Source organism: Streptomyces sp. NPDC017529, from assembly GCF_044329785.1.
Lineage (GTDB): Bacteria > Actinomycetota > Actinomycetes > Streptomycetales > Streptomycetaceae > Streptomyces.
In genome coordinates this window covers 366,842-379,156 of sequence record NZ_JBIRJY010000004.1, presented here as the reverse complement: position 1 = coordinate 379,156, position 12,315 = coordinate 366,842, and the positions used below count along the sequence as shown (strand labels likewise).

Below are 12,315 nucleotides of genomic sequence, written 5' to 3'. Positions count from 1 at the left end.
CGGGCCCTTCGCCGTGTGTGGCCGGCAGCAGCTCAGTAGACCGGCTTCTCCGGCTCGACCGTGTTGACCCAGCCGATGACGCCGCCGCCCACGTGTACCGCGTCCGCGAAGCCCGCGGACTTCAGGACGGCGAGGACCTCGGCGGAGCGGACGCCCGTCTTGCAGTGCAGGACGATCTTCTTGTCCTGCGGGAGGTCCTGGAGGGCGCCGCCCATCAGGAACTCGTTCTTCGGGATCAGCTTGGCGCCGGGGATCGAGACGATCTCGTACTCGTTGGGCTCCCGGACGTCGATGATCTCGATCTTCTCGTCCGTGTCGATCCACTCCTTGAGCTGGAGCGGGGTGATCGTGGAACCGGCCGCCGCCTCCTGGGCCTCCTCGGAGACGACGCCGCAGAACGCCTCGTAGTCGATGAGTTCGGTGACGGTCGGGTGCTCGCCGCAGACCGCGCAGTCGGGGTCCTTGCGCACCTTGACCTGACGGTACGTCATCTCCAGCGCGTCGTAGATCATCAGACGGCCGACCAGCGGGTCACCGATGCCGGCCAGCAGCTTGATGGCCTCGTTGACCTGGATGGAGCCGATGGACGCGCACAGCACGCCCAGGACGCCGCCCTCGGCGCAGGAGGGGACCATGCCGGGCGGCGGGGGCTCCGGGTACAGGCAGCGGTAGCAGGGGCCGTGCTCGCTCCAGAACACCGAGGCCTGGCCGTCGAAGCGGTAGATCGAGCCCCAGACGTACGGCTTGTTCAGCAGCACGCAGGCGTCGTTGACGAGATAGCGGGTGGCGAAGTTGTCGGTGCCGTCGACGATCAGGTCGTACTGCGCGAACAGCTCCATGACGTTGCTGGAGTCGAGGCGCTCTTCGTGGAGGTTGACCGTGACGTACGGGTTGATGCCCAGCACCGTGTCCTTGGCCGACGCGGCCTTGGAGCGGCCGATGTCCGCCTGGCTGTGGATGATCTGGCGCTGGAGGTTGGACTCGTCGACCTCGTCGAACTCCACGATGCCGAGGGTTCCGACGCCGGCCGCGGCCAGGTACATCAGCGCGGGCGAGCCCAGGCCGCCGGCGCCGACGCACAGCACCTTGGCGTTCTTCAGCCGCTTCTGCCCGTCCATCCCGACATCCGGGATGATCAGGTGGCGGGAGTACCTGCGGACCTCGTCGACGGTGAGCTCCGAAGCGGGCTCGACCAGGGGTGGCAGCGACACGGGAACTCCGTTTGTCGGTATCTCGATGGGTGTCCCCCCGCCCCGGAAAGGCCCGGAGCAGGGGACGGCGTTCTTCCCGTAACACTGCCACGCCCTTCTTCATTCCGAGATACCAGGTCCGATACGCGAGACGAATTCGTCCCAGTAGCCGGGCAGCGACTCCCAGGCGGCCCCGCCGTCGTCGAGCCGGTCGGTGAAGTAGACCGTGCCCGCGCCCTGCCAGCGAGCGATGCGCAGGGCCTCCTCCAGGTGCGTACGGGGCACGCCGTGCACCAGGTGGCAGAAGCGCCCCGGCGGGTAATCGGCCGTCCACTCCGCCACTTGTGACCAGCGGTAGTCGGACCAGCGGCCGGCGAAGGTGACGAGCTGGTCGGCGGCCTCCGCATAGCCGGGGTGGGGGTGGCCGCCGTGCCCGGTGACGAGGTGGGCGCCGTCCCGCAGGGCCCGCAGGGTGGTGGTCAGGCGGCGGGTCTCGGACAGCAGTGTCCGGTCCGTGGGACAGCGGTCCACATAGAAACCGTCGACCTTGTACCACTCCAGGAAGCGGTGCGCGTCGGACACCAGCTCACCGAAGGGGCGCGCGCCGCACCCCAGGTCCAGGTAACCCAGCAGCCGGGTCCCCGCGTCCCGCAGCTGGGCGGCGGCCGGCAGGCAGTGCGGGTCGGGCAGCACCCCGGGGCCCCGCGCGACGTTCAGCACCGCCCAGTGCAGTGCCGCCGCGCCGCCGCGGGGCCCCGCCCCCCGATGGCTCGTTCCGGTGCTCGTCAACCCGCGCGAAAGCCGCAGCAATTCGGCCCACTCCGTGGGCGCCAGCAGCGGGTGGGCGAACCCGGGGACGCCGACGCCCAGCGGCGCGGCATCGGTCACGGCGCGCCCGGTGTGCAGGGGAGTCGTCAGATACGACATGCGGCCTCCATCCAGATGTCGGCGAGGGACTCCTCCAGCCCGATCCGCGGCCGCCACCCCAGGCGGTCGCGTGCGGTGCGTACGTCCGCCTGCTGCCAGCTCCCACACCCGTCCGGATAGGGGTACGCGGGCGGGACGGCCCCGTGTTCAGAGGCCGGGCCCGGAATGGCGAGCCGGGCGGCGGCGGGCCCGCCCCCCGCGTAGCCGGGCGGGGCGTCCAGTTCGTGGAGCGAGCCGCCGAACCCGGCGACCCTGGCGAGCAGCGCGGCCGCCTCGCGCAGCCGTACGGCGTGCCCCGTACCGATGTTGACCACGCCCTGGGCTGCGGAGAGCGAGGCCGCGTGCACGGCCCGCGCCACGTCCCGCACGTCCACGAAGTCGCGCTGCACGCCCAGGCCGCCCAGCTTCAGCTCGCTGTCCCCCGACTGCATCGCGCGGCGCATCGCCTCCGCGAGCCTGCCGAGCGGCGAGCCGGCCGGGGTGCCGGGGCCCACCGGCGAGAAGACCCGCAGCACGACGGCGTCCAGCCCCGACCCGAGGACCAGTTCGGTGGCGGCCAGCTTGCTGACGCCGTACGGGCCGCCGGGCCGCGGCACGGCGTCCTCGGCGGTCGAGGAGCCGGGCTGCGAGGGCCCGTACTCGGACGCGCAGCCCAGGTGCACGAGCCGGGCGCCGCAGCTGCTGCGCCGCAGCGACTCGCAGACGGTGGCGACCGCGACGGTGTTGTGCCGGGTCAGGTCGCGGGCACCGCCGCGGGTGGTGCCCGCGCAGTTGACCACGACACCGGGGTGCACGGCGTCCAGGAAGCGGGTCAGCGCCCCCGGGCTGCCGGACGCCAGGTCGAAGCGGACGTCCGCGTCGTCGCCGCGCCCGAGGGCGGTCAGCTGGACGGCGGGATCGGCGAGCAGCCGGTCGGCGACATAGCGCCCGAGGTACCCGTTGGCACCGATGAGCAGCACCCTCATCGCGCGACCCCCCGGTCCCGGTGTGCTTCGGTGGGATGGACGTTCATGATGGCGTTCTCCTCAGGGGAATTCGTGGACGAACTTCGGCATCTGCGGCGGTGACGGCGGCCGCCGCGGGGCCGGGGGGTGACGGGGTATGCCGCGCGGCCGGCGGCGGACGCCCGGAGGGTGACGGCCGGCGCTCGCGGAGCGCCGGCGGGTGTCCGGCGCACGCCCGCGCGCCCGCCGGGGGTGCCGGTGTGCGCGCAGGCGGCGATGGCACGCGCGCCGGGAGTGGTGGCGTGCGTGCCTCGGGAAGCGGCATGCGTATCGCGGGCGGCGACGGGCGGGCGGTCACGGCCGGTCCGCCTCCGCCGGTGCGGGCGCGGTCGGGGCCGCCGCGCCGGTCGCGGGTGCGTGCGCCGAGGCGCCGGCCAGGGCGCGCAGCGCGTACAGCAACAGGCCGAGCGCGGGCACCGCGCAGGCCGCGGCCGGTACGGCGGCCGGGCCGAGGAGGGCGACGGCGGACTCCACCGGCCTGCCGGCCGGTGCCAGGCCCGGCAGCCGCGCGGCGAGCACGGAGGCCAGGGCGGCGGCCTCCAGCGCGACGGCCGCGGCCGGTCCGGCGGTGGCCGCGGCGGGGAAGCCGTGCCGGGCCAGCAGCCGGCCCAGGAAGAGCAGGCTGCCGAGGGCCGTGGCGGCGGCCACCGGGACCGTTCCCCCGCCGCCGACGGCGGCGCTCGTGGCGGCCGCCAGCGCGAGCAGCGCCGCGAGCTGCGCGGCGGTGGCGGTCAGCAGCAACGGCCGTACTCCTGATGCGAACCCGGCCAGGCTGCGGCCCTCCGCCAGCCCGCGTCGCGCCCGGCGCGCGAACCAGTGCGCACACCATGCGGAGGGCAGGACGGCGCACGTCAGGGCGAGGGCGGTGGCGGTGGCGAACTGGGGGCGCGCGTACGGGAGTTCGGGGCCGCCGGCCAGCAGCTGCCGCAGCAGCCAGTCGCCGCCCAGGGCGTACCCGGCCAGCCAGCAGGTCCACAGCCCGGCGGCGCGGGCGGACGGCCGGCGGGGGCGCAGCGGGCCCACGCGGACGCACAGGCGCAGGGCGAGGACGACCAGGCCCGCACCGGCCACGCCGACAGCCGCTTCCACCAGCTCGGGTGACGGAGCGTCAATCAGCGGGCGTGGTACGGGGGTCGGCGCGCTGCCGGAGGCGGTGACGGCCGCCACGGTCGCGGCGCACACCGCGCCGGGCAGCAGGTGCAGCACCACCCGGACGCCCCGGCCCCCGCGGACGGGTTCCCGCCCGTGCGCGGCGGGCGGTGGCGCCTCGTCGCGCGGTACCCGGGCGTACAGCTCCTCGGCCAGCGAGAACACGTCCCGGTGCCGGAAGCGGGCGGCCGTGCGGTCGGTGACGCCGTGCGCCTCCAGGCCGGCGGCGATCTCCAGCGGGTCGACGGCCCGTTCGCACAGCGCCCGGTGCCGGTGCATCAGCGTGCGTACGGGGTCGGCGGGGCCGCGCCCCGGCGGTCGCGCGCGGGTGTCGCGGGCGGGCAGGGAGGCGGTACCGGCGGGCTCGGGGCCCGTCTCCGGGTCCGTGCCGGTCTCGGCTGTCGTCACGGTCGCGCTCCTCTCGGGCGGACCGGCCCCGCGCCCGCGGTGGCCGGTTCCGCCCAGGACGGGGCGCGGCCGGTGGGCGGGGCGGCCTGCCGGGCGCCGCGCGCCACGGCCCAGCGGCCCGGTACGTGGGACTCGGCGGGCCGGGCGAAGAGGCGGGGCGCGCCGGCCGGCGCCGGTCCGGCACCGGCCGGCGTATGGGAGATCAGTTCCAGGTAGATGCCACGAAATGCCGCGACGTTCTGCTCCACCGTGAACAGTTCGAGGGCGCGGGCGCGCGCCGCCGCGCCCAGCCGGGCCCGCCTGCCGGGGTCGCGGAGCAGTTCCAGGCACGCGTCGGCGAGCGCGCGCGGGTTGCGCGGCGGCACGACCAGTCCCGTACCGCCGATGATCTCGCAGACCGCGCCGGCGTCGGTGGAGACCGTGGCCCGGCCGCTGAACATCGCCTCCACCAGGGACCGCGGGAAGCCCTCCACCACGCTGGAGAGGACCAGCACCGAGCCGGCCGCGTAGGCGTCCTCCGGGCACGGCAGGCCGGGGCCGCCGGTCTCCTCGAAGGAGACCGGGTTGTCGCCGGCGCTGAGCGCGTCGGCGGCCTCGTCGGGGAAGAGCTGGGCGGCGAGCGCGCGGCAGTGCGCCAGGTAGGCGCGGTCCTCCCGGCCGGGTCCCGCCGCGCCGACGACGCGCAGTGTGGCGTCCGGTTCGGCCCGGTGGACGCGCGCGAAGGCGTGCAGCAGGGAGACGAGGTCCTTGTCGGCGTCGACGGTGCCGGTCCACACCAGCGTCTTCGACAGGTCGGCCGCCGCGTCGGGGACGGCCGTGAAGGCGTCGGCGTCCATGCCCGGGTGGACGGTACGCAGGCGCGCCCGGTCCGCGCCGCAGTGTTCCTGCCAGCGGCGCGTGTGGGCGTTGCCGGGGGTGATGAGCGCGGCCTGGGCGTACGTCTCTTGGGCGAGGGCGTTCTCGAAGGCTCCCAGCAGGGCGCGCACGGGAGCGCTCAGGGTCGATCCGGAGCCCGCGAGGTAGTGCTCGCGCAGCCGCACGCCGTACTCGGTGAGCAGCAGGGGCGTACCGAAGAAGCGTTTGGCCAGCAGACCGGGGAGGGCGGCGGCACCGCCGGCCGTGGCGTGGCAGAGGTCCACCGCGGCGAGCCCGGCGGGCGCGACCGCGCCTCCGGCGGCGCACGTACCGGCGGCTCCGCCGTACCAGTCCAGGGACAGCGGGCGCAGGGTGCGCTCCAGCTCTTCGGACACGGCCAGCAGGTCGCCGACGCGGGCGCCGTGCGCGGCGCGCAGTGCGCCGGGGGCGCGGCAGGCGGTCTCCAGGAGGCGTACGGCCTGCTCGGAGCGGAGCAGTTCGGGCAGGTCGCCGTGGTCGCGGGCCAGCGCGGCGAGCCCGTAGAGCCCTGCGGCGAAACGGTCCGCCTGGCCTCCGGCCGTCCGCGTCACGGCGAACCCCGCCGCGAGGTCGCCGTAACACTCCGCGAACCGCCGCCGCGCGCGCCGCCCGCGCACCACCGCGCGCCGCCCCGGCCGCCACCGCAGCGCGCCGGACAGCTCCCCGTACAGCGGCGCGGTCCGCACCGCCCGCACCCGGTCCGGCGCGCCTTCCCCGCCGTCCCCCGGCCCGCGGCCGAGGGCGTAGATCTCGAACTCGTGGCTGGTGAGACCGCGCACGAGCCGGTCACGCCAGCGCCGCGCCTCACCGGACGCATACGGACAGCCACCCTCGGTGAGCAGACCAATGCGCACGAGCGCACCCCCGTTCTTCCCTGTAGGCGTCCAACGACGTCAGGCCGCTTCGAAGGCCCGCCGCTACCTGCAGGAAGAAGCTACGCAGAGATCCCGGTGACACGGCGGACGGTTGTCCGTCGTGCCACCGGAAGGGGTGAACAGACGTAACTTTCCACCCGTGTGGGCGTTCTGGCGCGCTATGCGATCGACGGAGTCCGGGCCCGCAGCGCCCGGCGCGCCGCGGACGCCTCCGGGTCCAGCACCGGCACCGCCGCCAGCAGGCTCTTCGTGTACGGGTGCCGCGGGCGCTCGTACACGTCCTCGGTGGCGCCCTCCTCCACGATCCGCCCGTCGCGCAGCACGGCGACCCGGTCGCTGGCCGCCCGCACCACCGCCAGGTCGTGCGCGATGAAGACCAGCGCGAGGCCCAGGTCCCGACGCAGCTCGCCGAGGAGCTCCATGATCTGCGCCTGCGTGGTGACGTCCAGCGCCGAGACCGGTTCGTCGCAGACCAGCAGCCGGGGCCCGGGGGCGAGCGCCCGCGCGATGCCGACGCGCTGCCGCTGCCCGCCGCTGAACTCGTGCGGGTAGCGGTGGTACCACGCCGGGTCCAGGCCGACCCGCTCCAGCAGCGCGCGGGCCTTGCGCACCACGCGCGCGTCGTCGCGGTCGCCGACCGCGCGCAGCGGGTCGGCGACCGACTCGCCGATGCTGCGCCGGGGATTGAGCGAGGACACCGGGTCCTGGAAGACCATCTGCAACTGGCCACGGAAAGGCCGCAGTTCGCGGTCGCCGAGGGTGCCGATGTCCCGGCCTTGGTAGCGCAGCGTGCCGGCGGTGGGGTCCAGCAACCGTACGAGCATCCGCCCGAGCGTCGTCTTACCGCTTCCCGATTCCCCTACGAGGCCGACGGTTTCACCCTCCCGCACCGTCAGCGACACCTCGTCGACCGCGGTCGTACGGTGACGGCGCCCGCCGAACTCCCGCCGCAGGCCGGTCGCTTCGAGCAACACCTCGCCGGGTGCCGCGGCCCGTCCCTCGCGCACGGCCGGCTCCGCGTCCACGCGCGGTACCGCCGTCAACAGCTCCTTGGTGTACGGCTCGCGCGGGGCGAGCAGCACCTCGCCGACCGTGCCGTGCTCGACCGCCCGGCCCGCGCGCATCACCAGCACCTCGTCCACGCTGCCCGCGACCACCCCCAGGTCGTGGGTGACCAGGAGCAGCCCCATGCCGGTCTCCGCCCGCAGGTCGTGCAGCAGATCGAGGATCTGCGCCTGCACGGTGACGTCCAGCGCGGTGGTCGGCTCGTCGGCGATCAGCAGGCGCGGTTCGCAGGCGAGCGCCATCGCGAGCAGGGCGCGCTGGCGCATGCCCCCGCTGAACTCGTGCGGCCGGGAGCGGGCGCGCCGGGGCGCGTCCGCGATGCCGACGCGCTCCAGTACCCCGACGGCGCGGGCGCGCGCCGCACGCCGGGACGCCTTCGGGTGGTGCACCCGGTACGCCTCGGCGATCTGGTCGCCGATCGCGTAGTACGGGTCGAGGGAGGACAGCGGGTCCTGGAAGACCATCGCGGCCCGGCCGCCGCGCAACCGCCGCAGCTCCCGCTCGTCGGCGGCCCGTACGTCCGTGCCGGCGACCCGCACCGTGCCGGCCACCCGCGCCCCGGTCCCCCGGTGCAGGTCCAGCAGGGCCGCGGCGACGGTGGACTTGCCCGATCCCGACTCGCCCACGATGCCCAGGGCCCGGCCCTCGGACAGCGAGAAGGAGAGCCCGTCCACGGCCCGTACGCCGTCCCCTCCCCCGGCGGGGAAGGCCACGGTCAGGTCCCTGACCTCCACCAGCGGTGCGGGCACCGCGGCGGGAACGTCCTCGCGGGTCATGTCAGGGCCACCCTTCGGTCGGCGAGTGCGTAGAGGATGTCCGCCGCCGCGTTGGCGACGATCACGGCAGCGCCGGTGCCCAGCACCACCCCGACGACCACGGGCAGGTCGACGACGCGTACCGAGTGCACGAGGAGCTGCCCGACGCCCGGCAGCCCGAAGAGCGTCTCGGTGAGCATCGCGCCGCCGAACATCGTCCCCAGGTCGAGCGCGGTGAGGGCGATGACGGGCGGCAGGGCGCCGCGCAGCGCGTGCCGTGTGACGACGGAACGTTCCCGCACGCCGTACGCGCGGAAGGTGCGGATGTGGTCCTCGGCCAGCGTCTCCAGCGTCGAGGAGCGGGTCAGCCGGGCGTACTTGGCGGACTCCAGCAGCGCCAGCGCCGTCCAGGGCAGCAGCAGGTTCCAGGCCCACTGCTCCGGGCCCTCGGACAGCGGTACGTAGGAGGGGAACGGCAGCCACCGGAGGTACCCGCAGAAGATCATCAGCAGCAGGAGTCCGGTGATGAAGACCGGGGTGGCGGTGCCGGCGAGGGTCAGCACGGTCAGCACCCGCTCCGTCACGCCGCCGCGGCGCAGCGCGGACAGCAGCCCGGTGCCGACGCCGAGCACCAGCCACAGCACCATCGCGCCGAGCGCGAGGGACGCGGTGACCGGCAGCCGGTCGCCGAGCAGTGCGGTGACGGGCGCGCCGTTCTGGTAGGAGAGCCCGAGGCACGGCGCGTCGCAGTGCAGCACGGCGGTGCCGGACGAGAAGTCGCGTCCTGCCACCAGCCCCTGGAGGAAGTGCAGATACTGCGTGAGCAGCGGCTCTCCCAGTTCCAGCCGTTCGCGTACCTGCTGGATCTGCGCCGGGTTGCAGCGCGGGCCGCAGGCCAGCTTGGCGGGGTCGCCGGGCGCTACGTAGAAGAGCGCGTAGACGGCGACGGTGAGCAGGAAGAGGACGATGAGCGCGCCGCCCAGCCGGCGCAGTGCGTAGCCGGTCATGCGGCCCCGCCTTCTTGAGCGCGTATCGCCGCGCGGGCGGCGCGGGTGCCGACCCGCAGCCGGGAGCGCTCGCGCGGGTCCAGCGCCGTACGGACCTGGTCGCCCAGCACGGTGAAGGCCAGCACGGTCACCAGCAGGCAGCCCGCGGGAAGCAGGACGTAGGCGGGGTCGGCCCGGAACCAGGTCGTCGCGGTGGACAGCATCTGGCCCCACGACGACGTGGGCGGCTTGACCCCGATGCCGAGGAAGGACAGCGACGCCTCCACCACGATGTTGCCCGGCACCAGGACCGCCGCGTATGTGATCACCGGCGCGGCGAGCGACGGCAGCAGCTCGCGCCGGGCGATGCGCACCGGCCCCGAGCCGCCGAGCCGGGCCGCCGCCACGTGGTCCAGCTTCTTCAGCGCCAGGGTGCGGGCCCGCACGATCCGGGAGGTGCCGACCCAGTTGAGCAGCCCGATGACCAGGACCAGCAGCAGCGGCCTGGGGAAGTCGTCGGGCACGATCGCGGTCAGCGAGATCGCGACGACGAGCATCGGCAGCGCGGTCAGCACCTCGGCGAACCGCGAGAGCACCTGGTCGGCGAGCCGGTTGCCCAGCCCGGCCGCGAGCCCGATCACGAGCCCGAGCAGTACCTGCACGACCGTGGCGCCGAGCGCGACGAGCACGGACACCCGGGCCCCGTACAGCAGCCGTGCGAACAGGTCCCTGCCGGTGCCGGGTTCGACGCCCAGCCAGTGGTCGCCGCTGATCCCGCCGTACGCGCCGAGCGGCACGCCGCCGCGCGCCGAGTCGACGAGCCCGTCGTGGTACGTGGTGGGGTCCTGGCCCTCCAGCGCCGTCAGCAGCGGTGCGCCGAGGGCGAGCAGGACGAGGGTGAGCAGGACGGCGGCGGAGACCACGGCGGCGGGCCGCCGCCGCAGCCTGTGCCAGGCGCTCGCGTCCCGGCGGCCGGTCACCTCGGTCGTCGTGGTCACCGGACCGCGACCTGCGAGATGTCCAGCACGCCGTCCCAGTCGCTGATGACGATGTTCTTGACGTCCTTGCCGTAGAGGCGCTTGTAGACGGGGTGGAAGAGCGGGACGGACAGGGCCCGGCCACCGATCTTCTTGTCCAGCGCGCCCCACCGGACGGCCGCCGCCGGCAGGTCGGTCAGCTTGTTGATCTCGTCGATCTCCTGGTTGACCGCCGGGTCGTCGAGCTGCGCGTGGTTGAAGTTGGCGGCGCCGCGGACGATCTGGCGGCCGTCGAAGACCGGCGCGAGGAACGGGCCGCCGGACGGCCAGTCGGCGCCCCAGCCGCCGATGAACAGGCCCGGCTCGTCCTGGACGCTGTGCACCTTCTCCTTGTAGTCGTTGTCTTCCAGACCCTGGAGCCGGACCGTTATCCCCGCCTTTTTCAGGGCTTCCTGGACGGCGGTGGCGATTTCCGGGCCGGTCTCGAAGTTCTTGGCGGTGGAATGGGTGAGGGTGATGGTCAGCCCGTTCTCGTAACCCGCCTCCTTGAGCAGTTCCCCGGCCTTCTGCGGATTTCCGGTGCGGCCGGCCGGGAACGGGTCGTAGGGGGTGTATCCGAAGGTTTTCCGGTCGGGCAGGAAGGTGGTGGCCGGTTCGGCGAGCGCGGAGCCGCCCGCCGCGTTCACCACGCTCTGCCGGTTGACGGCGTACGCGACGGCCTGGCGCACCTTCGGGTCGTCGAAGGGCTTCACCCTCGGGTTGAAGGCGAGGTAGTTCGTGTAGCCGAAGTGGCCGGTGCCGACCCGCTCGCCGAGTTCGCCGGCACCGCCGATCCGCGCGAGTTCGGCGGGGCCGAGATTGGTGTCGGTGGTCACCGCGGCGGCGTCCGCGCCGGCGCCGGTGGACAGCCGCTGGTTGACGACCGCGGAATCCAGGCCGGACTTCACGTCGATGGTGTCGGGATAGGCGTGCCGTTCGGAGTCGGTCTTCTCGGACCAGTGCGGATTGCGCTTCAGGACGAGGTGTTCGCCGTCGCCGGTGTTCTCGACCACCTTGTACGGGCCCGAGGCGACCGGGTGTTCCTCGTACTTCGTTCCCGTGTCCTTCGCCCTGGGCACCGGCGCGAACTGGGTCTGCGTGGCGAGCAGCGGGAATTCGCCCTCGGGCTTTCTCAGATGGAAGACGATGGTCTTCTCGTCCGGAGTCTCGATGGACGTGAGCCCGCCCTTGCCCTTGTCCTTGTACGGCCCCTCGTAGGTGTCGCCGCCGACCAGCCAGTCGCGCAGATACGGCGCTCCGCCGGAGAGTTCGGCGGCGAAGGAGCGCTCGATCCCGTACTTGACATCGGCGCTGGTGATCGGCGAGCCGTCCTCGAACTTCAGCCCGTCCTTGAGCGTGTACGTCCACACCGTGGCGTTCTCGCTGGGCCGCCCGGTGTCGGTGGCGAGGTCCGGCACCGCCTTGGCGCCCGCCGCGCCGTTCTCCCGGTTGCGGGTGGTCAGCGTACGGAAGACCAGGGTCGGTACCTTGCCGCCGCCGGAGGTGTAAAGGCGCGCCGGGTCGAAGTTGGTCTGGGGCTCGGAGTTCAGGACGGTGAGCGTGCCGCCCTTGGCCGGCGCGGCGCCGGCGCCGCCGCCGTCCGCGGTGGCGTCCTTCGGGCCGCAGGCGGTGGCTCCGGCGGCCAGGGCGACGCCCACCGCGAGGGCGGCCATCCGCCTGGCGGGCACGGACGGTTGACGGTTTCGGGAGGGCTCGGCCATGACGACGCGGCGCCTTTCGGGGCAGGACGTACCCGCGAAAGGCGGCGGCTGGAGAACGCGGTGAGGCGCGGGACCGCCCCTGCGGACACGTACGGGTGAGATACGTGGATACGCGGGGGATGCCCCGGCCCGGGGTTCACGTGTCGCCGCGCGGTGACGGGCCCGCGGTGCGCGGACCCTCGCGGCGCGCTTCCGCGCGGCCGGGGACGGGCCTCAGCGACAGTGGACGTCGGCCACGGACTGCGCGGACACGCCGATCAACGCCAGCTCGAAAGCGGCGTTCTCGTAGGCGGCGGCAGGGTGCGGCATGCGAAGAAGACTGGAC

At 74.2% G+C, this 12,315-nt stretch carries 10 protein-coding genes; all 10 read right to left on the bottom strand.

Going from position 1 to position 12,315, the window contains the following annotated elements:
* Positions 1-32: 32 nt before the first annotated feature.
* On the bottom strand, positions 33-1,211 hold the full coding sequence (moeZ, locus tag ACH4K4_RS12410) for an adenylyltransferase/sulfurtransferase MoeZ (protein WP_398166803.1): 1,179 nt from the start codon (positions 1,209-1,211) through the stop codon (positions 33-35).
* A gap of 99 nt (positions 1,212-1,310) precedes the next feature.
* Positions 1,311-2,117, bottom strand: coding sequence for a spherulation-specific family 4 protein (locus tag ACH4K4_RS12405; protein WP_398166802.1), 807 nt, complete (start codon positions 2,115-2,117; stop codon positions 1,311-1,313).
* A complete protein-coding gene (locus ACH4K4_RS12400; protein ID WP_398166800.1) occupies positions 2,105-3,082 on the bottom strand; it encodes an NAD-dependent epimerase/dehydratase family protein in 978 nt (325 codons plus the stop codon). Before ACH4K4_RS12400 ends, ACH4K4_RS12405 begins: the two co-directional genes overlap by 13 nt.
* A 333-nt stretch (positions 3,083-3,415) precedes the next feature.
* Positions 3,416-4,678, bottom strand: a complete 1,263-nt coding sequence (locus ACH4K4_RS12395; RefSeq protein WP_398166798.1) for a hypothetical protein — start codon at positions 4,676-4,678, stop codon at positions 3,416-3,418.
* Positions 4,675-6,426, bottom strand: a complete 1,752-nt coding sequence (locus ACH4K4_RS12390) for a glycosyltransferase (protein ID WP_398166796.1) — start codon at positions 6,424-6,426, stop codon at positions 4,675-4,677. Before ACH4K4_RS12390 ends, ACH4K4_RS12395 begins: the two co-directional genes overlap by 4 nt.
* Before the next feature lie 179 nt (positions 6,427-6,605).
* The gene (locus tag ACH4K4_RS12385; RefSeq protein WP_398166795.1) at positions 6,606-8,288 is read right to left on the bottom strand and encodes a dipeptide ABC transporter ATP-binding protein; all 1,683 of its coding nucleotides are present in this window, start codon (positions 8,286-8,288) and stop codon (positions 6,606-6,608) included.
* Positions 8,285-9,274 (bottom strand): ABC transporter permease, encoded by a 990-nt coding sequence (locus ACH4K4_RS12380; protein WP_398166794.1) that lies wholly within the window; start codon positions 9,272-9,274, stop codon positions 8,285-8,287. The genes ACH4K4_RS12385 and ACH4K4_RS12380 overlap by 4 nt, the downstream gene beginning before the upstream one ends.
* Complete coding sequence (locus tag ACH4K4_RS12375; RefSeq protein ID WP_398166793.1) at positions 9,271-10,251, bottom strand: ABC transporter permease; 981 nt, start codon at positions 10,249-10,251, stop codon at positions 9,271-9,273. The genes ACH4K4_RS12380 and ACH4K4_RS12375 overlap by 4 nt, the downstream gene beginning before the upstream one ends.
* Entirely contained in the window at positions 10,248-11,942 is a 1,695-nt protein-coding gene (locus tag ACH4K4_RS12370) for an ABC transporter substrate-binding protein (RefSeq protein WP_398167186.1), read from the bottom strand. Before ACH4K4_RS12370 ends, ACH4K4_RS12375 begins: the two co-directional genes overlap by 4 nt.
* A gap of 261 nt (positions 11,943-12,203) precedes the next feature.
* Positions 12,204-12,299 carry an Ms4533A family Cys-rich leader peptide gene (locus tag ACH4K4_RS12365; RefSeq protein ID WP_398166792.1) on the bottom strand — a complete coding sequence of 32 codons (96 nt, stop codon included), beginning with the start codon at positions 12,297-12,299 and terminating at the stop codon, positions 12,204-12,206.
* Positions 12,300-12,315 lie beyond the last annotated feature (16 nt).